We start from the raw sequence: 19,640 nt of genomic DNA, 5'->3' as shown, positions 1-19,640 counted from the left end.
GAGTCAATGGCCTCATCGTTTCTGGGCATTCTGATTATCGTGTTTGGTGCTCTGTGCGGGTCTGGACCTGCTGCCGCTGCAGTTGTGCCTCAGCCTGTGACCCAGACATGGGAATACCATTGGGGTGACCTGCCTTATACTGCCGAAGGAGAGCCTGACTGGTCGGTTGCTGAACAGTCAGAGCTATGGCAGACCATCGATTTCCCCGCCAACCCCCCTGGCCGTGACGGTCGGGATCAAGTGTGGTTCCGGGTAAACCTGCCGGCAGGTGACTGGCAGGCCCCTGTCTTTTACATATTGAGTATTGATTTGCTTGTCCAGGCCTGGCTGGATGGCGAGAAGATCTATCAATATGGGACGTTTGATAAACATGGGCGTGGCAAATTCGAAGGCTGGCCCTGGCATGAGATCCCGCTGCCTGAGGACTACGAGAACAAAACGCTCTATTTTCGTGTTTTCTCTGACTACAAGGATATTGGTTTCTGGGGCGAAATAGGTATTCTTGATCACTCCGCACTCATTCTTTATGTTCTGGAAAACTCTCTTGAAGCCTTATTTGTTGCTGTCTTTTCGCTGCTGGTCGCACTGCTTGCGCTGATCCTTTCCTTGCTTCAGGGGGGTAAAAAAACGTTTTCCAGTATTGCGCTGTTTGCACTGGCGTCATCCGTCATGCTGGTGGCAGAGAGTCAGGCCAGTCAGCTCATTATTCCTCATGCCTTGTTATGGAATTATCTGGCAGCTGGAAGCTACTACCTGTTGCCTGTAGCGCTGGGGCTCATGCTGGATCAATGGCTGGCTGACCGCTCGTCCCGCCTGGCGATCAGCCTGATCTGGAAGCTGCACCTGGGGTACGTGGTGGGTGCGCTGGGTCTGGCATTGGCTGGAGTAGTGTCTCTGTCGTCTACCTTTCCGGTATTTGATGTTCTGCTTCTTATTTCATTGTCAGCCATGGGCGCACTGACAGTGCCTCGCCTGCGTTCATTAGCGGGGGAGCAGCAGGTGCTTGTGCTGGCGTGCGGTGTGTTTGGTGTTCTGCTCGTTGCCGACATGGCGGTAGCTCACGCTATTCTGCCCTGGGGGCAGGTCCCTGTCAGCCTTGGTCTGTTTGCCTTTACGCTGTCAGTGGTACTTATTTCTCTGAGGCACTATGCCGGCACACAGAAAGCGCTGCAGGAGTTGACGGTGACTCTGGAGCAGCAGGTGGCCAACCGAACTGAAAAAGCAGAAACCCTTTTGCGGAGGGAACGGGCAAGAGCAGGTTTACTGGCATTCGAGAATGAGAAGAGCAGGGTATTTGCGGGTATTATTGCCGAGTTACAGGCGTGTGGGGGCCTGAACCAGGCGTTTCAGGTTCTCGCTGAAGCATTGCCCAGGCTCTGCAGCCCGCTCAAGGGAATGGTATACCGGCACACGGGCAACAGCCGTTATGAACGTCTGATGCACTGGGGTTATGGTGAAGAGCCCCCGGAGTTTCCTCCCGTGAGTGCGACGCTCGATGACCTGCCCGCCCCGGCTCAACGGATGCCGGACTCTTCCGGGGATGCTGAAGCCGCAAGGCGCTTTCAGGAATTGCTGAGTTTTCCTGTCAATGTTGAATTTGCAAGTCATGGCGCCAGGCTGGAAGGCATACTGCTGCTTGATGGCGGGAGCATCAACAACTCTGTATATACGGAATATGGTGCCGCACGGTTGATGTCATCCATGAACCTGGTGGCTGAACGTATCGGGATTACACTGTCTGGCATCTCCTTAAGGGAAGATCTGCAGCGGTTGTCCTATGAGGATGCGCTCACTGGCCTTAAAAACCGCCGGTATTTTGATCAGCTCTTTGTGCATGAAGCGGCCGTGGCGCAGCGCAACAACTTGCCACTATCGCTTTTGCTGATGGATATCGATCATTTCAAGCACTTTAACGATACTCACGGCCACGAAGCGGGGGATATGGCCCTGAAGGCATTTGCCTCGATACTGAAGTCCCGTTTCCGCGGAAGCGATATTGTCTGTCGTTACGGTGGAGAAGAATTTGTGGTAATTCTGCCCGGTTCAGATCTGGCTGGAGCCAAAGATCGTGCGGAAGAACTGTGTGAAGCGGCGAGAAGAGAAACGGTAGTATCTGAAGGCAACGACATGGGCAACCTGACCATTTCCATCGGCGTAGCTAACTGGCCGGAGAGTACGGACGAGCCTGCACAGTTGTTGAAGCTGGCAGATGAAGCCCTTTACCGGGCCAAGGCTGGTGGCCGCGATAATGTTGCGGTGTTTTCAGAGTCCTAGCCATTAACCGGCGCGAGCCAGATTTCAGACTACAAGTACCGGGCACTTGGCGTGAGAGGCAACTCGGTGTGAAACGCTACCCAGGATCATACCGTCCTTGTCGCTGTGAGTGCCCCGGGTACCTACCACGATCAGATCAGCTTCTTTCTCCTGAGCGAATTTGATAATGACTTTTGAAGGGCGCCCTGCTTTGACGAAGCCGCGCACCTTGGTCGCTCCATGCTCTTTCGCCATATTCTTGGCGTGATTGACCACTTCTTTGGCATATTCTGAAAGAACCTTGTCGGGGATCTCCATGTCTGCCGGCCGGCCGATGGAGAGAGAGGCCTCAAACAGGCTGTGGTGCTTGTAGACACAGATAATAAAGATCTCCGCATCCGGGATCAGCTTTTGCAGCCCTATGGCCTTGTCCAAAGCCTTGAGCGAGGTTTTGGAGCCGTCCACCGCTACCAGTATCCGCTTGAACATTGTTTTCTCCTTGAAAATCCAGATCCGGTTGCCTGTCAGTCTGCAAAGGCGAGGTCACGCAGGAACAGAGCTATGTCCGGGAAGGCAATGATCAGCCCGGCAGCTGCGATCAGCATGAAGATAAACGGAGGCGTTCCCCGGATAACTTCCAGATACGGCCGCTTGAAAATCGCGATGGCTGTAAAAATATCGCAGCCAAACGGAGGGGTGGCGGAGCCGATTGCAACCTGCAGTGTAATGAGTACCCCGACCAACACCGGGTCCAGTCCCGTTGCCTGAATGGCAGGGGCAAAGATAGGTGTCAGTACCAGGATGACAACAATGGGGTCAACAAACATACAGGCTATGAAGAACGAGACACAGATTGCGATAAGCACGCCTACCGGTCCTGCTTCGTTAACCCCCACAGATTCCAGTATTGCCTGAGGGATCTGGGCAAACGAAATAATCCAGGAAAAACCATTACCTACGGCCACCAGAATGAAGACCACGGCGGTGATCAAACCGGTGGATTTGGCGATCTTGTAAATCTCTCCAAGCTTCAAAGATCGGAAGATGATGAATTCCAGCAGGAAAGCGTACAGTACGCAGACGGCTGCAGCCTCGGTCGGGCTGAAAATACCGCCGTAGATACCGCCAACGATAATGACCGGGAAAAACAGTGGCCATATGGCGTCTCGCACAGAGACAGCACGCTGGCTCCAGGTCGCCTTGGGCTCTGTAGGAACATTGTTTTTGTAGGCGTAAAACAGGCAGTAGAGCGAGAACATGAACAGGATCAGGAGGCCTGGCCCGACACCTGCGATGAACAACTCGGCAATGGATGTCTGGGAGATGACCCCGTAGATGATCATGCCGATACTGGGGGGTATGAGGAAGGCGATGTCGCTGGCGTTAATGATCAATGCCAGAGTAAAAGAATCAGAGTAGCCGGCTTTGAGCATCTTCGGGCGCAGAGGCGACCCTACGGCCACAACGGTTGCCTGAGTAGAGCCGGAAACAGCACCAAAAAGCGTGCAGGATGTTGCCGTGCTTATTGCCAGCCCGCCTTTTATATGTCCGATGAAGGCCATTACCATGTTTATAAGCCGGTCAGCTGACTGGCCCCGGGTCATGATATCTGCGGCGAGAATGAACATGGGGACGGCAATGAGGGATGCGGGCCGGATGCCTCCCATCATTTGCTGAATAAACGTGCCCATCTGGCCGAAGCCATCGAACATCATTACAAAACCAACGACGGCGGCGGTCGTCAGTGGAATCATCATCGGGAAGCCGAGGAGCAGCAACCCGATCATGATGAGCATTAGAATTGTCGCCATAGGTGCGCCCTTTTTGTCGTGACCGGTGGGAAACCGGGTCAGACCTCCGATTCTGTGTCAGCGTAGCCGTCAATCACACCGGTGGAGAGATAAACATCCTCACTGGTGAAATTCTTGATGGCGGTGAGGAAATACTGGATACCGGTAACGGCGAAGCCTACGGGTGCCCATATATAAATCCACCAGATCTCAAAACCCAGAGCCGGCAAAATACGACCACGGCTATACAGTGTTTCTATGTATCCATAGGAATGGTAGCAAAGGAAAAACATCACCACTGAGGTGAAAAGGGCAATGAAAATCATCAGTACTTTGCGGCCCTTTGGCGGAAGTGAATCGTAAAGCGCGGACATCCGGATGTGACGTCCGTATCTGGCTGCGTAGCCAATGCCGGCAAACGTGACCAGGATAATGAGGATGCGGTTGATTTCCCCGGAAAAGAACAGGCCTTCTCCAAATACAAATCGTGCGATGACATTTACGCAAGTGTTAACGGCCATCAGGATTACCCCGGCAGCCAGGATGACGGCTTCAGCGTTGGCTATCCATCCGTCCAGTGTTCCCAGAAACCCGGGCAGGCCGGACTCAAAAGTTCCGGTATCGTCTTCTAACTCCGGAGAATTCTCGGGCATGGGGGTTGCTCCAGATCATATCGCTTCCTGCCGGTCACCGGGTTCGGCAGGGCGCGGTTAATTCAACCAAGCATCCGCCGGCGGGCGCCGGCGGACATGAACGATTGGTTCTCAGTCGTTCTGTACTGCCTCAAGATCCTTCTTGAACTGATTCAGCAGGTCTTCACCGCCTTTACCAGTCATCTCGATGAACTTTTTCTCAACCTGAGGAGCACGGTCCTTGAAGGCTTTGATCTGTTCTTCATTCAGGCGGGTGACAGTTACTTTGTCACTGGCTTTCTGGATTTTTGCCAGAGCTTCATCAGCCAGACCGTCGATGTGCACAACAATCTGTTCGAACGCGTAGTCTGCAGCATCCTGAATCAGTTTCTGGTCTTCGTCTGACAGACCATCGTAGAAATTCTTGTTGGCCATGGCTGCAGTGGTGAACCAGCCGTGGCCTGTGTAGACCAGGTTGGGCGACACTTCATACAGACCACCAGACTCAATCCAGAAGATCGGGTTTTCCTGGCCGTTGATCATGTTGGTTTGCAGAGCGCCGTATACCTCACCCCAGGGCAGCGGTGTCGGGGTAGCGCCGAATGCAGAATAGGTTTCCGACAGCAGCGGGTTGGTCATAACCCGGATTTTTTTGTTTTTCAGTTCTTCTGGAGTTGTGATTGGCTCGTCCAGTGTGATTACAAATTCGCCTTCCGGATACATCTGCAGAAGCTCAAGACCTTTCTCAGCATAAAGCTTCGGGAAGTCCTTGTTGATGGCGTCACTTTCACGGAAGAACTTAACAACGGTGTTTATATCGGTGGGCATGAGGTACGGAATGAAAAAGATCTGCGCTTCCGGGATCAGTGCGCCGGTAAAACCTGGTGACTGGTTAACAAAGTTCAGAATACCAGCCTGGGTTTGCTCCATGATGTCGTCGGATTCACCAAGTTCACCGAATCGGTATATCTGCAAAGTGTGATCGGAGTTATCTTCGATGTATTCCTTGAATTTGTAGGCATAAACGTCCTGAACGTCGCCTTCATATTCTTCGTGTGCGTAACGCCAGTTGGCTGCATTCACTGAGTTTGCGGCGGTCAATGCCGCGAATGCGAACGCTGAAAGTCCGGCCAGTTTCTTGAATTTACTCATGCTGCTCATCGGGTTTTCTCCGTTCGTTTTTTTCAGATATCTTTTGTTACATCACTAAAGACTGGCAAAACTCAGCGACTTTCGCAAGAAATTGGCCTTATTGGTTTATTTCTGACCAGTACCTGTTTTTTCTATCCCTGCTCTTGATAAAAATGCGCAGAACTCTTCAACCACCCGGTCAAGACTCTTTGCGAGCCGGTGACCGTCGGGCAGCATCAACACAGGAAGTGTCTGTTGCCTGGCGAGTTCAATAACCGGCATGGGCGGCACAATGTCATCATCCCAGCCGTGAATGATCTGTACGTGTTGGGCCCGGATGTCCGGGCTGGATTGAGGATAGTGTGGCAGTGCGAGTGCCGGAGCCAGCAGGAAACAGCCGAGAACCGGTGTCTGCTCACTGGTCTGAGCACAGACCCAGCCACCCATGCTGGAGCCGGCCAGGATGATGTTTTCCGGGGCAGCACCGCTGGAGACAATGGCGTCCTGCATCTGGGCAAGGCGAACAGCCGGGTCTCTGCTGCTCCGGTGGTCGATTGCATGTGCCTGAACGTTAACGAATGTTTCTGCCAATGCTTTCAGGGCCTGGATTTTGGTACCGCCCGGGCCGCTTTCGAGGCCGTGCGAGAGAAAAATATGAGTTGTGTCGGTTTTCATGGAGCGTCAGCCCTGTCGGGTGTCGTTGAGTATATCCAGCCCATGACGACGTTTTTCCGGATCGTATATGTCCACCGTGAACATAAGCTCGTCAACCCTTACATCCGCCAGTCGTTCCCTTAGCTGGTTTTTTATGGCAGCGGCATCACCGAGCAACTGGAGCGCCAGAAAATCCTTAACTCCTGCCTGTTCGCCGGCGTTCCATAGTCCGTCCATGGATTCCACCGGAGGCTTCATCCAGAGCGGCTGGCCTCTGAAGAGGGCGAGGATACGCTGGTAGCTGGTAGTTGCCAGGAATCGCGCTTCTTCCATGGAATCAGCAGGAACGGCGGGAAGCGCAAGAATGGAATAGGGCTGTTGCAGTTGTTCAGAAGGCTGGAAATTATCCCGGTAGACCTTCAGAGCCTCGCGGTAAAGGCCTGGGGCGAAGTGTCCGGCGAAGGCATAGGGTAAGCCGCGTAGGGCCGCCAGCTGGGCGCTGTAGAGACTGGAGCCAAGCAGCCAGATGGGGACTCTGGTACCGGCACCGGGAATGGCTTTAACTGCCTGGCCCGGCTGCAGAGGAGCGAGCAGGGCCTGCAATGTTGCTACGTCCTCGGGGAACTGCTCAGCGCCAAGGCCGTCGCGACGCAGGGCCCGGGCTGTTACCGGGTCAGTGCCCGGCGCCCGTCCCAGGCCCAGGTCTATCCGGCCCGGGTAGAGGCATTCCAGTGTGCCGAACTGTTCGGCGATCACCAGCGGAGGATGATTGGGTAGCATTACGCCCCCGGAGCCAACCCGAATAGTCCGGGTCTGGCCCGCAATATGACCAATCAGCACGGACGTGGCAGAGCTGCTGATGCCTTCCATATTGTGGTGTTCTGCGAGCCAGAACCGTTTAAAACCGAGCTTTTCCGCATGCCGGGCATACGCCACACTGTTCCTCAGCGTGGCTCCCACGGAATCACCTTCGCGAACCGAGGCGAGCTCCAGCAGCGAGTAGTCGGGTGAGTTGTTCATGAAACTCCGTGTGTCATAGCATTTTGAAGCCCTGCTTCTGCAGAAAGTCTTTCATATGCGGACGTAGTTTGCTGGTGAACAGGGGTTTGAGTTGCTCTGACCAGCTTGTCTCCTTGTTATTGCCGGTGCGCGCCATGTAATACTTGCTCATGGTCTTGTCGAAACTTGCAACCTGCGCTTCATCCTGTGCGTCCTGGTAGTAGTCTTCCTTGAGGATGGTTTCTGTAGGCAGCCGGGGCTTCACTTCCGGGTTCTGGTCTGGGTAACCGAGACACATGCCGAACACAGGATAAACGTGCTCTGGCAGTCGAAGAAGTTCACTGATTTCGGCAGGATTATTTCGTATGCCGCCGATATAGCACAGCCCAAGGCCTTCAGATTCTGCAGCAATAGCAACATTCTGGGCCATCAATGCAGTGTCGACACTGGCAACCACCAGCTGCTCTGTCATACCGCGGATTACATCTGCACCGGCTCTTTCCGCTGCTTCCGTGGATCGTTTCATGTCGGCACAGAACACCAGGAAATCCGAGCAGCTTGCAATGTAGGCCTGACCACCTGCCAGAGCTGCGATTTTCTCCCTGTTCTCCGGATTAACTACATGAATCACGGAATAGGCCTGAACGTGATTGGATGTGGCAGCGCTCTGGCCGGCACGAATAAGCTCCAGGAGCAGCTCGCGGGGAATCTTCTGGTCTGTATACTTCCTGATTGAGCGGTGGGAGTTAAGTAGTTCTATGGTCGGGTTCATGACGCCTCGCTAAGGGTGGTTTCAGATAGCATACGAACGATGTTTAGCGCCGAGGATAAGTTGTTTGCGGGCAAGCTGCAAAGAATCATCCTCAGCCAGCTCCGAGCCGGACTAGTGTCCGGAAAAAGCGGCAGGCCGCTTGGCGAGGAAAGCCGATACGCCTTCGGCAAAGTCCTTTGTGTGCGAGGCCTTCAGGAACGCCTGACGCTCGGCTTCAAGTTGTGCGGCCAGGGGTCGGCCACTCGCCTGATCAAGGAGTTGGCGAAAGGCCCCGAAAGCTTTGGTCGGGCCGTTCGCAACCTGCTTTACAGTGGTTGCCAAAACCGCATCATACGAATCCGCGGAGGCAACACTGGTGATCAGGCCCCAGCCTTTGGCTTCCTCTGCACTGAGTTGCCGGCCAAGCATCATCATTTCAGCGGCCCGTGTAGCCCCGATCTTGTGTGGCAGAAACCAGGTGCAGCCGCAGTCTGGCACAGCACCTATGCCGTTATAGGCGATAAGAAATTTCGCATTCTCTTCCGCTACGATGATGTCTGCCATCAGTGCCAGGCTCAGCCCGGCACCTGCAGCCGGGCCCTTCACTGCGGCAATAATCGGAGCTTCCATGTTCCTGAGCAGGAGGATGGCTTCGTTGAGTGGCAGCAGCAGGCCGTTGATAAAGTCCCTGATCTGTTCCGGAGTGCCCGCCATACTGGCAACATCGCCACCAGCCATAAACGCTCTCCCGGAACCAGTCAGCACAATGCAGCGTAAACCCGGCTGACCACTCAGCGTTTTGACAGCCTCCAGAAATGCATCCGCCATAGGCACACTGATCGCATTCAGCACTTCAGGGCGGTTGAATGTGAGGGTGGCCACACCGGTGAGGTCATCAAAAACGGAGATTATCGGGCTGGTTGTCATGGTGCTGGGTTCCGTTGAGGAGAGTGCTCAGGTAACTATAGAACAGACTCTTTTGGTTTTTACGATGAAAGTAGGCTATTTTAAATTTCAATCAGGAAGATAACCTGACGTTGACGTAAACAACAATAACCATAATCGCTCATGTGCGGGGAATAATGTCCAGTATCCTCGAAATTACTAATCTGTCGCTTTCGTTCGGTGGTGTTAAGGCATTACAGGATGTGAGCTTCCACGTGCCGGAAAATACGGTTACCACGGTCATTGGCCCGAACGGTGCCGGCAAGACTTCCCTCTTTAATTGCATCTCGGGTTTTTACAAGCCTCAGCAGGGCTCTATCCGTTATCAGGGAGAAGTGCTTGGCGGAATCAAACCGCCGGTCCGGGCTGCCATGGGGCTTGCGCGTACCTTTCAGAATATTGCCCTGTTCCGGGGTATGACTGTGCTCGACAACATCAAACTTGGTGCCCACGTGCATATGAAAAGCGGTCTGCTGGGCTCGCTGGCCTACTTCGGCGCGGCGCGCCGGGAGGAAATGGCAGTCCGCAGGCACGTGGAACAGCACATTATTGATTTTCTGGAGATTGACCATATCCGACGCCAGCCGGTAGCCAGTCTGTCCTATGGCCTCCAGAAACGAGTGGAGCTGGCGCGTGCTCTGGCCATGCGTCCAAAAGTGCTCATGCTGGATGAGCCTGTCGCCGGAATGAACCGGGAAGAAAAAGAAGATATGGCGCGGTTTATTCTCGATATTCGTGAAGAATGGGGCGTGACTGTACTTATGGTTGAGCATGATATGGGCATGGTCATGGATATTTCCGACCATATTGCGGTACTCAACTTTGGCCAGATAATCACGGAAGGTCTGCCGGAAGAGGTGCAGAACAATCCGCAGGTTATCGAGGCCTATCTGGGGACCAGTGATATGGACAGCCTGCGCAAAAAGCTGAATCCAGAGCGGGAGGTGGCCTGAATGGATTGGCTATTTTTCGGGGAAATCAGCCTCGCAGGTCTGGCCATGGGTGGCCTCTACGCCCTGATCGGTCTGGGCTTTGTGATTATTTACAAAGCCACACGGGTCATCAATTTCGCTATTGGCGAAATCATGATGTTTGCGGCTTATCTGTTTCTCGCCTTTGCCGGGGGTATGGAAATGTCGCCCTGGGTAGCTCTGCCACTGGCGGTACTTGGCGGGAGTGTGCTGGGCGGGGTGATTGAAAAGGTGATGATCCGCCCGATGTTGGGGGAGTCTTCCATTTCTGTGGTTATGGTCACAATTGGCATCGCCAGTATTCTGGTGGGGTTGGTGGAGATGGTGTGGGGGGCTGATCCGCAGCTGCTTCCGGGCTTTTTGCCGCGCAAGCCTGTGTTTATCGGGGAGATGTACCTGGCCCCCAAGATTGCGTACGGCTTTCTCATTGGTGCCGCAGTGCTCATTGTCTATCTGCTGTATTTCCGTTTTTCCCGCGGTGGTGTTGCATTGAGGGCCACAGCCTCCGATCAGGCTGCAGCCTATTCCATGGGGATAAACGTGCGCCGGGTATTCAACCTGGCCTGGGTGTTTGGCTCACTTGCAGCCTCACTCGCGGGGGTGCTGGTGGCAGCCACTGGCGGGCTTAGCCCGCAATTTGGTGCCATTGGTCTGAGTGTGCTGGTAGTGGTGATTGTCGGAGGACTGGACAGCATTGTCGGTGCGCTGATTGCGGGAGTATTTATCGGCTGGCTGGAAACAGTTGCCGGCGCATACCTGGGTGGCGAGTACCGGATGCCCGCAACATTTGCAGTGCTTGCCGTGATTCTTGTGCTACGGCCCTATGGCCTTTTTGGCACCCACGAAATAGAGCGAGTGTAAGATGCGCATTGGTGACGCCAAACAAAGTTATGAAGCTGACGAAGCTATCTGGACGAGCTCTACCCAGAAAATCTGGTTTGCAGCTTTATTGTTAACCCTCGCTGTATTTCCCTTTATAGCCGATGCCTACTTGCTGTATCTGGGTTGTCTCGTCGGCATTGCAGTTATCAGTACTACCGGGCTTAACATACTGACCGGATTTACCGGTCTGATTTCCCTGGGGCAGGCAGGCTTTATGGGAGTGGGTGGTTATACGGTTGCCTGGTTGTCCATGAACACCGCCTTGCCTTTCCCCGTAACATTGTTGCTTGCCGGATTGCTTGCCGCTGCCGTGGGTATTCTGGTGGGGCTGCCTTCCCTGAGGGTAAAAGGTCTGTACCTGGCAATTGCTACCCTGGCTGCCAGTGTTTTCCTTCATTTCATCTTTGCGGAGTGGGAGTCTGTAACCGGTGGTATGGGCGGCTTGAGTCTGGAGCCGGCGCATCTGTTCGGGCTCACGTTCCAGAGCGACTTTGGGATGTACTTCATCATTGTACCGCTGGCGGTACTGATGGTGTTTGCGGCCAAAAACGTGTTCCGGACCCGTATTGGCCGGGCATTTATTGCGATCCGGGACAGGGATATCTCGGCAGAAATACTCGGTATCAACCTGCTGCGCTACAAGCTGATGTCTTTTGCGCTCAGTTCGTTTTATGCCGGTGTGGCCGGTGGCCTGTTTGCTTATTTTTACCGTGTTGTTACGCCTGAAAGCTTCCCGTTATCCATGTCCATTTTCTATCTGGCTGCGGTCATCGTTGGCGGCATGGGTAACCTGCTCGGCGGTATTCTGGGCGCGGCCTTCATGACACTGATCCCCGAAGTTCTCAAGCTGCTCACGGCAGCCCTAACACCGTTTTATCCAAACGCACCGATTTTCATGTCGCCGATGCTCGAAATCATTTTCGGCGCTTTGATTGTCGGGTTTCTTATTTTTGAACCGCACGGGCTGGCGGAGATCTGGCACCGCATACGGCGCTTTTTCAGTATATGGCCCTTCAGAAACTAGTGGATTTAACAACAAGAAGCCGCAAGGAGAAGAAGTATGCTCAAAAATATCTTCAGCAAAGGCCGAAGGCTCGCAGGTATCGGTAGTATTGCCGCTGCTCTGGTGGCAGCGGCACCTGCGATGGCGCAGGATAAGGAGCCCATTGTATTTGGTGGTTCTATCCCTCTGTCTGGTGTATTTGCCTTTGCCGGTGTGCACCTCCACGCCGGCCTGACTGACTATACAACCTGGATTAACAGCGAAGGTGGCATTAACGGTCACCCGGTGAAGTATGTAATGGAAGACACCGGCTATGAAGTGGACCGGTCCGTTGCTGCGTTCAAGAAAATCACTGGCAGTAACACAGTTCCCGTTTACTACGGTGACAGCACCGGGTTCATGAAAACCATTGCCTCTGAACTGAACAGCAGGGGCACTACGCTTATGAGCGGTGCTTCTTTTGCGACTGCTCTGACAGACAATGAACAGTACCCGTATCAGTTTGTCCCCGGTCCTAACTACACCCAGATGTTCGGGATCATTCTCGAATACATCGCGACCCAGGGAAAAGATGGCAAGAAACCGACTGTTGCTTTTGTGTACAGCGATACCGAGTTTGGTAAGGATCCCATTGCAAACGGGAAGGCCAAAGCGGCCGAGATGGGCATCGAAGTTGTAGAGGAAATTGTTACCAAGCCGGGGAGCGTGGACGTATCTGCGGAGGTGCTGAAAATGCGCCGGGCGCGACCTGACTTCGTGGTATTCCATGGCTATGTACTATCGCCAATCAACGAGTTCATGGTGCAGATGCGGCAGATGGGCCTGGATACCCAGTTCATGGGTACCTTCTGGTCTACGGACAAACTCATCATCAACAAGATGGGCGCAGACGCTGATGGTTATATGGGTGTTATGCCCTACAACTACTATGACAGCGCAGAAGGCGGACCCATGCTCGATGCATTGCGCGCCACGGCAGAAAAGAGCGATCCGGAGGCAGGCTACCGTCCTACAGGCTACATGCAGGGCTGGTTTAACGCCATGGTCTGGACCGAGGTGATCAAACGCACCATGGATGCGGGTAAAGAGTTGACGGCCGAAAACATGGCTGAGTCTCTTGCTTCTATTAAAGACTGGGACACAGGCGGCATTATCGGTATTCCGGTTACCGTGAAAGACATGTCGTTCCCGGTTGGTCGTATCTGGCGTGTAAATGCCAAAGAAGGCCGCTACGAGCCGGTATCTGACTGGATTCACCTCGACTGAGACACCGTATGGAAGCCTTGCTGGAAATCGATAACATAGAAGTGGTTTACAACAAGGCGGTGCAGGTCCTCAGGGGCCTGTCACTGCGTGTTCCCCGGGGGGCCATTGTGGCGCTGTTGGGATCCAATGGTGCTGGTAAGTCCACCACACTGAAAAGTGTATCGGGATTGCTGGCGCTTGAAGATGGCGAAGTGACCGCCGGGGAGATCCGCTTCAAGGGCCATTCTCTAAAGGGGCGGCCGCCGGAAAAACTGGTTCGCGATGGCCTGTTTCATGTAATGGAAGGTCGTCGGGTGTTTGAGGACCTTACCGTAGAGGAAAACCTCGTTGCGGCAACCTACGCTCTCAGCGGCCGGAAAACGTCGCTGGGCGACTCCTATGAACTCGTCTACGACTATTTTCCTCGCCTCAGGGAGCGTCGCAAGCAGTTGGCGGGTTACTTGTCCGGCGGTGAGCAACAGATGCTTGCACTTGGTCGGGCACTGATAGCCCAGCCAGAACTGATCATGCTGGATGAACCCTCTCTGGGCCTGGCACCGCAGCTGGTGGAGGAGATATTTACTATTATCGCGCGGATAAACCGGGAGCAGGGCACAGCAATACTGCTGGTGGAGCAGAATGCGGCTGTATCTCTCGCAATTGCTTCCTATGGATACATCATGGAAAACGGCAAAATCGTTATTGATGGTCCGGCGGACAAACTGTCATCCAACGAGGATGTGCAGGAATTTTATCTCGGGGTAGGAGGGAAGGATGGGGAGGCCCGCAGTTACCGGGATATCAAGCACTACAAACGCCGTAAGCGGTGGCTGTCATGACAAATCCGCACATTCGTGAACTTACAATGGTCCAAATGCTCCGGGCCCACGCAAAGGAACGGCCGGACATGCTGGCCCTTCGCCAGAAAGATTTTGGTATCTGGCAAGCATACTCCTGGCAGGACTATTACCTGCGTGCCCGGCATTTCGGGCTTGGCCTGCGTGCCCTGGGCCTTTCTGAGGGTGGTCACGTTGCCATACTTTCGGAAAACCGGGTGGAGTGGGTGATTGCCCAGATGGGCATAGGTCTGGTGAAAGGTATCTGTGTCGGGGTATATCCCACAAGCCCATGGAACGAAGTGGCCTATGTACTTGAACACAGCGATGCCGAAATGGTGGTATGTGAAGATCAGGAGCAGACCGACAAGGTTCTGGAAGCCTGGCCCCAGCTACCACACCTCAAGCACAACATTGTTATTGATCCCAAAGGGCTACGATCCTACTCGTCACCGCCATCTTCGTTTGAAGAAATCGAGACCCTGGGGCGGGAGTTTGAAAGCAGCCATCCCGGATTGATTGATGAACTGCTGGACAGCCAGCAGATGGATGATATTGCGCTGATGGTCTATACCTCCGGGTCTACCGGCCGGCCCAAAGGTGCGATGATCAGCTGGGGCAATCTACAGGCTGCCGCACCCGGGCTGATCGAGTTGTTGGGCGTGGATCAGCACAGTACCAGCCTTTCTTACCTGCCGTTATGCCACGTGGCCGAGCAGGCTTTGACTAACATTGCACCTGTTTATGTGGGCAGTGCCGTGAGTTTTGGCGAAAGCCTGCGGACAATTCAGGAGGATCTTCGGGAGATTGCCCCAACGTTTTTCCTGGGGGTTCCGCGAATCTGGGAAAAGCTACATTCTGCTATTTACATCAAAATGCAGGAGACGGGCCGTTTCCGGCAGCGGCTTTTTAACAGCGCCATGACAGCCTGCGAACCAATGATGGCAAAGCCGAAAACAAAGTGGAGCCTTGGGGAACGCCTTACCTACAGTATTTACTATTGGCTGGTTTTCCGTGCTTTGCAGAACTTTATCGGGCTGCGCCGCTGCACCATCGCACTGACCGGTGCGGCACCGATTTCTACGGGAATCCTCAAGTTCTTCCGCACCCTGGGTATTCCTCTGGTTGAAGTATACGGCCAGACTGAAAGTACCGGTGTGGCAACCGCACAGCGAGTGGATAATGTTTGCCTTGGTACGGTCGGTACAGCAATTTCCGGGCTTGAGGTAACTCTCGGTGAGCAGAATGAGATCATCATGCGTGGCGGCACGGTTTTTAAAGGCTACTACAAAAATGATGAGGCGACAGAAGCTACACTCAGGGACGGCTGGCTGCATACCGGAGATGTCGGCGAGTGGCAGGAAGGGCAGCTGAGGATCGTTGACCGGCTCAAGGACATAATGATTACTGCAGGAGGAAAGAACCTGTCGCCCACGGAAATTGAAAACACGATCAAGGCGAGTCCCTATATCAAGGAATGTATTGTCATCGGCGAGGCGCGGAAATATGTCTCGGCGTTGATTCAGGTCGATTTCGAAACGGCTGCAAAGTGGGCAGAGCAGGAACGCATTGCTTACACAACATTCCGTAGCCTGACCGAACACGAAAAGGTGCAGGAGCTGATCCAGAAAGAGGTGAGCAAGGGCAATGACAGGCTGCCGCAAGTGGCGCAGATCAAGCGTTTCCACCTTTTGAGCAAGGAGCTGGATCACGACGACGATGAAGTGACCGCCACCATGAAAGTGCGCCGAAGCAAAATCTACGAGAAATATGCGGAGGTGATAGAAACGCTCTATGGCTGAGAAGCCATGGGCAGGGCTCAAAAGTTAAATGGTATGAGAAAAGTCAAATCTGATAGCTAGCGAACGACCTGGGTCAAGCCCATTTGACCGAAGCTATGGTTTGCAGAGGTTATTTTGATTGATAATGACCTCCCCAAACTTTTGAGCCAGCTATCATGACTGAAAATCACAGCTTCGAAAAACTACCTGTCCCGTGGGTCCACCGGCGGTGCTTTGCCCGGCATGGCATCGTCACAACCATGGCACTGGTCTTGTCCTTTCTCTTTTCCATGGGATTCAGCGCGTTTGCCAGCGCTGCTGAATCCGGTGCCCAGAGCCTTACCCGCCATCCGGTGGGTTATATGGCTATAGCCATATTCGTTGTTGCATATGCGTTTGTAATGCTTGAAGAAAAGCTGCACCTTCGCAAGTCCAAGCCGGTGCTCCTGGCGGCGGGTCTTATCTGGTTCCTGGTTGCTGGTGTAGCGGCCATGAATGGCGATACCGAAAGTGCCAACGAAGCATTGAAGCACAACCTTCTGGAATACTCTGAACTCCTGTTGTTCCTGCTGGTGGCGATGACTTACATAAACGCCATGGAAGAGCGTCAGCTTTTTGATGCACTTCGTGGCTGGCTGGTGAGCAAAGGCTTCAGTTACCTCAGCCTGTTCTGGATTACAGGCTTATTGGCATTCTTCATCTCGCCCATCGCCGACAATCTGACTACTGCGCTCCTGATGTGTGCGGTATTGATGAAAGTAGGTGAAGACAGCCCCCGGTTTATAGGTCTTGGCTGCATCAATATCGTTATCGCGGCAAACGCCGGAGGGGCCTTCTCCCCATTTGGGGACATCACAACTCTGATGGTCTGGCAGAAAGGAGTGGTTGAGTTCACAGAGTTTTTCAGGCTGTTTGTTCCTGCCGCGGTCAACTTCCTGGTGCCTGCCGTGATCATGAGTTTTGCCATTCCGAGTCAACCACCCAAAGATGCTTCGGAACCTGTAATCATGAAACGTGGTGCCCGTCGCACGGTGGTACTGTTCCTGCTCACCATCACTACCGCGGTACTGGGCCACAACTTCCTGCATCTGCCTGCAGTCGTGGGCATGATGATGGGGCTCGCGTATCTGCAGTTGCTGGGCTACTACCTGCAGCTCAGTTTCAAGCGTGGAGTGGCCCGCGAACGGGTCTGGGCGGAAAATCACAAGAATACCCGCCTGCTTGAGCGGCTCGACAAAGCGGTACCTTTCGACATTTTTAATCCCATGGCCCGTACGGAGTGGGATACGCTCCTGTTTTTCTACGGTGTTGTGCTTTGTGTGGGCGGGCTTGGCTATATCGGTTATCTGGCTGAAGTATCCCAGCTGATATATGGTGACTGGAACGCTACAGGGGCCAACATTGCAGTGGGCGTTATGTCTGCCATCGTTGATAATATTCCGGTGATGTTCGCCGTGCTTTCAATGGAGCCGGATATGTCTCATGGCCAGTGGCTTCTGGTTACGCTCACCGCAGGGGTTGGTGGTTCCATGCTGTCAATCGGATCAGCGGCAGGTGTTGCGCTTATGGGCCAGGCCCGGGGCTATTACACCATCATGACGCACCTGCGCTGGACGCCGGTAATCATGCTTGGCTACGCGGCATCCATAGCCACGCATATGTGGATTAACGCTAACCTGTTCTGACTGCGCCTGCACGGAGCCCTGAACAGGCTCCGTGCAGCAAAGTCCGTCAGCGCATGGTTTTCAGGGCCCTGGCCCACTTTTCCAGCTCGGCCAGCATGGCGGTGGCTGATGGATCGATCAGATCGTTGGAATGGAACACCTTGTTGTCATCCAGCTGGTTCCATGCCATGGGCACCATAACCCCTTCAACCATTGGCATCATCTTCAGTGTCGTCACCAGTTGGCGGGCCAGAGTTGCTGCACGAACACCGCCGGATGCCCCTCCATAGCTCACGAATCCGCAAGGCTTGTAGTTCCACTCGGTGTACAGGTAATTCAGTGCGTTCACAAATGCCGGTGGCGGGCAGAAATTATATTCCGGCATCACAAATACATACGCATCTGCAGCGTTTACGCTTTCAGACCACTTTCGGGTGTGAGCATGCTCGTAAATGCCTGAGCGTGGGTGATTGGCTTCGTTATAAACCGGAAGGTCAAACTCCGCCAGATCCACCAGTTCGCAATCAAAACCGGACGTGCCTGCAGCAAAGTCATGAAACCAGTTTGCTACAGACGGCCCTATGCGGCCGGGTCGTGTGCTGCAGATTATGATGTTCAGTTTAAGCGCCATAAACGATGCTCCAGGTGAGTGTAAGTGCCAGACTAGATATAGCAGTTTTTAACCGCAATTGAATCTAAAGGCCCGGGCATGCGAGATCAAACGAAGTATTTTGAGAAAGATGAACAGGAAATCCGATCAAGTATGTAACCGCTTCCCCTGGCTGGTTCATGCGCCTAGCAGAAGGGGCGTAAGCAGCATGCCTCCACTGATCAGAACCACAAACAATATCAGAGCCAAAAAGAAGGGTTTGAATCCCAGGCTGCGGAGCTTGTCGATCCGTGTTTCGTAGCCCAGAGCTGCCATTGCCATTGCCAGAGCTATCTGGCCCGTCAGAACAAGGCTTTGATGGACCATTGGCGGCAGAGTAATCATGCTGTTAACAATAACCATGGCAACAAATCCGAAGGCAAACCATGGAATCGTAAGGCTGCTGACACCTGCCTGGTCCGGTTGCCGTGTGTTATCGCGCTTTAACCACCACTGGCCAACAATCAGCAGAAACGGAACCAGAAGCATAACCCGCACAAGCTTGACGATAACCGCATTTGCCAGAGCATCGGTGCCGACAGCATCTGCGGCTGCGACCACCTGTGCGACTTCGTGTACCGTGGCGCCGATATAGATGCCATAGAGGCTTTCATCCCAGCCCAGAACAGAATACAGCGCCGGGTAGATGAACATTGCCAGGCTACCGAAGAGAACAACCGTTGCAACAGCCATAGAGGTTGCTGCAGGCTTGGAGCGTATGGTGGCCTCAGTGGCAAGAATGGCAGCGGCCCCGCAGATGGCACTACCGGCACTGGTGAGCAAAGCCGTTTCTGCATCCAGTTTCAGAACCCGGGTGCCCAGTTGGTAACCAAGCACGAGTATTGTGGTCATAACCATGATGTCCAGTACAACTACTCCCGGGCCAAGGGCCAGAATCTGGCCGAGGGTGATGGAGAAGCCGAAAAGTACAATGCCTCCCCGCAGCAGCCAGCGAGTGGCGAATTTCAAACCCTGCTCAAGGCTTCCGGTTTTGCGGGCCCATGGCAGATTCCCCGCAAATATCCCCAGCAACAGTGCGAAGACCAGAGGGCTGATGCCGCTTTGTTGAATGACGGGGATACCTGTGAGGGTGAACCCGCCGGCTGTGAGTAGTGCGCAGACTCCTAATCCTTTCCACACAAAAATTAGCCCCTTCAAAATTGATATATGGATAGAATGCACAGGAATAAATAATTTATAAAACAGGTAAAATCCATAAAATAATCCTGATAAATCGATATTGGTGTATGCCGGCGATCGGGTTGTATCTCATATGCGTTGATCTGTCGGCTGGTTCTGTACCCAGAGCAGGAGCTGGTCTAGGATTTAGCAGACGCAAATCCTGCGAGATGACTGGTTGATCTTTCTGAATATTTTGATCAGGTCTGTATCTTTTGCGATTTGCTGGCGGTTTCTGTGCTCTTTGATATGCCTGACAACATAATGAAAAAGGA

At 53.6% G+C, this 19,640-nt stretch carries 18 protein-coding genes; 8 read left to right on the top strand and 10 right to left on the bottom strand.

Annotation, left to right across the window (positions count from 1 at the left end):
- Nucleotides 1-6 precede the first annotated feature (6 nt).
- Complete coding sequence (locus DS878_RS00600; protein ID WP_261977535.1) at nt 7-2,274, top strand: GGDEF domain-containing protein; 2,268 nt, start codon at nt 7-9, stop codon at nt 2,272-2,274.
- A gap of 24 nt (nt 2,275-2,298) precedes the next feature.
- Here the strand turns inward: DS878_RS00600 and DS878_RS00595 are convergent, their stop codons facing one another.
- The 8 genes from DS878_RS00595 to DS878_RS00560 form a co-directional block, all read right to left on the bottom strand.
- The gene (locus DS878_RS00595; protein ID WP_113814004.1) at nt 2,299-2,742 is read right to left on the bottom strand and encodes a universal stress protein; all 444 of its coding nucleotides are present in this window, start codon (nt 2,740-2,742) and stop codon (nt 2,299-2,301) included.
- Between the two features lie 35 nt (nt 2,743-2,777).
- Nucleotides 2,778-4,064, bottom strand: a complete 1,287-nt coding sequence (locus DS878_RS00590; protein ID WP_113814003.1) for a TRAP transporter large permease — start codon at nt 4,062-4,064, stop codon at nt 2,778-2,780.
- Nucleotides 4,065-4,102: 38 nt separating this feature from the next.
- Nucleotides 4,103-4,696, bottom strand: a complete 594-nt coding sequence (locus DS878_RS00585) for a TRAP transporter small permease (RefSeq protein ID WP_113814002.1) — start codon at nt 4,694-4,696, stop codon at nt 4,103-4,105.
- Between the two features lie 111 nt (nt 4,697-4,807).
- Nucleotides 4,808-5,836, bottom strand: coding sequence for a TRAP transporter substrate-binding protein DctP (gene dctP / locus DS878_RS00580; RefSeq protein WP_113814001.1), 1,029 nt, complete (start codon nt 5,834-5,836; stop codon nt 4,808-4,810).
- 96 nt (nt 5,837-5,932) lie between these two features.
- Nucleotides 5,933-6,481: a YqiA/YcfP family alpha/beta fold hydrolase gene (locus DS878_RS00575; RefSeq protein ID WP_113814000.1), complete on the bottom strand. Its 549-nt coding sequence runs from the start codon at nt 6,479-6,481 to the stop codon at nt 5,933-5,935.
- Between the two features lie 6 nt (nt 6,482-6,487).
- Nucleotides 6,488-7,480 carry an LLM class flavin-dependent oxidoreductase gene (locus DS878_RS00570; RefSeq protein ID WP_113813999.1) on the bottom strand — a complete coding sequence of 331 codons (993 nt, stop codon included), beginning with the start codon at nt 7,478-7,480 and terminating at the stop codon, nt 6,488-6,490.
- Nucleotides 7,481-7,493: 13 nt separating this feature from the next.
- The gene (gene nfsA / locus DS878_RS00565; RefSeq protein ID WP_113813998.1) at nt 7,494-8,231 is read right to left on the bottom strand and encodes an oxygen-insensitive NADPH nitroreductase; all 738 of its coding nucleotides are present in this window, start codon (nt 8,229-8,231) and stop codon (nt 7,494-7,496) included.
- 111 nt (nt 8,232-8,342) lie between these two features.
- Nucleotides 8,343-9,137, bottom strand: coding sequence for an enoyl-CoA hydratase/isomerase family protein (locus DS878_RS00560; RefSeq protein ID WP_113813997.1), 795 nt, complete (start codon nt 9,135-9,137; stop codon nt 8,343-8,345).
- 155 nt (nt 9,138-9,292) lie between these two features.
- Here DS878_RS00560 and DS878_RS00555 point away from each other — a divergent pair, with 155 nt between their 5' ends.
- From DS878_RS00555 to nhaD, 7 genes are all read left to right on the top strand, one after another.
- Nucleotides 9,293-10,108, top strand: a complete 816-nt coding sequence (locus tag DS878_RS00555; RefSeq protein WP_113813996.1) for an ABC transporter ATP-binding protein — start codon at nt 9,293-9,295, stop codon at nt 10,106-10,108.
- On the top strand, nt 10,109-10,987 hold the full coding sequence (locus DS878_RS00550) for a branched-chain amino acid ABC transporter permease (protein WP_113813995.1): 879 nt from the start codon (nt 10,109-10,111) through the stop codon (nt 10,985-10,987). It abuts the gene before it with no gap.
- A gap of 1 nt (nt 10,988) precedes the next feature.
- Nucleotides 10,989-12,032 carry a branched-chain amino acid ABC transporter permease gene (locus DS878_RS00545; RefSeq protein WP_113813994.1) on the top strand — a complete coding sequence of 348 codons (1,044 nt, stop codon included), beginning with the start codon at nt 10,989-10,991 and terminating at the stop codon, nt 12,030-12,032.
- 36 nt (nt 12,033-12,068) lie between these two features.
- On the top strand, nt 12,069-13,277 hold the full coding sequence (locus DS878_RS00540; protein WP_113813993.1) for an ABC transporter substrate-binding protein: 1,209 nt from the start codon (nt 12,069-12,071) through the stop codon (nt 13,275-13,277).
- A gap of 8 nt (nt 13,278-13,285) precedes the next feature.
- A complete protein-coding gene (locus tag DS878_RS00535) occupies nt 13,286-14,095 on the top strand; it encodes an ABC transporter ATP-binding protein (protein ID WP_113813992.1) in 810 nt (269 codons plus the stop codon).
- Nucleotides 14,092-15,894, top strand: coding sequence for an AMP-dependent synthetase/ligase (locus DS878_RS00530; RefSeq protein WP_113813991.1), 1,803 nt, complete (start codon nt 14,092-14,094; stop codon nt 15,892-15,894). Before DS878_RS00535 ends, DS878_RS00530 begins: the two co-directional genes overlap by 4 nt.
- A 155-nt stretch (nt 15,895-16,049) precedes the next feature.
- Nucleotides 16,050-17,558: a sodium:proton antiporter NhaD gene (gene nhaD / locus DS878_RS00525; RefSeq protein WP_261977534.1), complete on the top strand. Its 1,509-nt coding sequence runs from the start codon at nt 16,050-16,052 to the stop codon at nt 17,556-17,558.
- A gap of 46 nt (nt 17,559-17,604) precedes the next feature.
- Here nhaD and DS878_RS00520 read toward each other — a convergent pair whose 3' ends face one another.
- Together DS878_RS00520 and DS878_RS00515 are read right to left on the bottom strand one after the other, a co-directional pair.
- Nucleotides 17,605-18,168, bottom strand: coding sequence for an NADPH-dependent FMN reductase (locus tag DS878_RS00520; RefSeq protein ID WP_113813989.1), 564 nt, complete (start codon nt 18,166-18,168; stop codon nt 17,605-17,607).
- 156 nt (nt 18,169-18,324) lie between these two features.
- Complete coding sequence (locus DS878_RS00515; protein WP_113813988.1) at nt 18,325-19,326, bottom strand: YeiH family protein; 1,002 nt, start codon at nt 19,324-19,326, stop codon at nt 18,325-18,327.
- Between the last annotated feature and the right edge of the window lie 314 nt (nt 19,327-19,640).

The sequence above is a fragment of the Marinobacter sp. F3R11 genome, from assembly GCF_003318275.1.
Lineage (GTDB): Bacteria > Pseudomonadota > Gammaproteobacteria > Pseudomonadales > Oleiphilaceae > Marinobacter.
The sequence above is the reverse complement of the archived record's forward strand: the minus strand, read 5'-3'. Positions and strand labels throughout refer to the sequence as shown.

Coding starts and splice junctions, on each gene's coding strand:
- DS878_RS00520 (WP_113813989.1), bottom strand. CDS start 18,168: ATGGCGCTTAAACTGAACATCATAATCTGCAGCACACGACCCGGCCGC.
- nhaD (WP_261977534.1), top strand. CDS start 16,050: ATGACTGAAAATCACAGCTTCGAAAAACTACCTGTCCCGTGGGTCCAC.
- DS878_RS00535 (WP_113813992.1), top strand. CDS start 13,286: ATGGAAGCCTTGCTGGAAATCGATAACATAGAAGTGGTTTACAACAAG.
- nfsA (WP_113813998.1), bottom strand. CDS start 8,231: ATGAACCCGACCATAGAACTACTTAACTCCCACCGCTCAATCAGGAAG.
- dctP (WP_113814001.1), bottom strand. CDS start 5,836: ATGAGCAGCATGAGTAAATTCAAGAAACTGGCCGGACTTTCAGCGTTC.
- DS878_RS00570 (WP_113813999.1), bottom strand. CDS start 7,480: ATGAACAACTCACCCGACTACTCGCTGCTGGAGCTCGCCTCGGTTCGC.
- DS878_RS00590 (WP_113814003.1), bottom strand. CDS start 4,064: ATGGCGACAATTCTAATGCTCATCATGATCGGGTTGCTGCTCCTCGGC.
- DS878_RS00550 (WP_113813995.1), top strand. CDS start 10,109: ATGGATTGGCTATTTTTCGGGGAAATCAGCCTCGCAGGTCTGGCCATG.
- DS878_RS00560 (WP_113813997.1), bottom strand. CDS start 9,137: ATGACAACCAGCCCGATAATCTCCGTTTTTGATGACCTCACCGGTGTG.
- DS878_RS00555 (WP_113813996.1), top strand. CDS start 9,293: ATGTCCAGTATCCTCGAAATTACTAATCTGTCGCTTTCGTTCGGTGGT.
- DS878_RS00595 (WP_113814004.1), bottom strand. CDS start 2,742: ATGTTCAAGCGGATACTGGTAGCGGTGGACGGCTCCAAAACCTCGCTC.
- DS878_RS00575 (WP_113814000.1), bottom strand. CDS start 6,481: ATGAAAACCGACACAACTCATATTTTTCTCTCGCACGGCCTCGAAAGC.
- DS878_RS00600 (WP_261977535.1), top strand. CDS start 7: ATGGCCTCATCGTTTCTGGGCATTCTGATTATCGTGTTTGGTGCTCTG.
- DS878_RS00545 (WP_113813994.1), top strand. CDS start 10,989: ATGCGCATTGGTGACGCCAAACAAAGTTATGAAGCTGACGAAGCTATC.
- DS878_RS00585 (WP_113814002.1), bottom strand. CDS start 4,696: ATGCCCGAGAATTCTCCGGAGTTAGAAGACGATACCGGAACTTTTGAG.
- DS878_RS00530 (WP_113813991.1), top strand. CDS start 14,092: ATGACAAATCCGCACATTCGTGAACTTACAATGGTCCAAATGCTCCGG.
- DS878_RS00540 (WP_113813993.1), top strand. CDS start 12,069: ATGCTCAAAAATATCTTCAGCAAAGGCCGAAGGCTCGCAGGTATCGGT.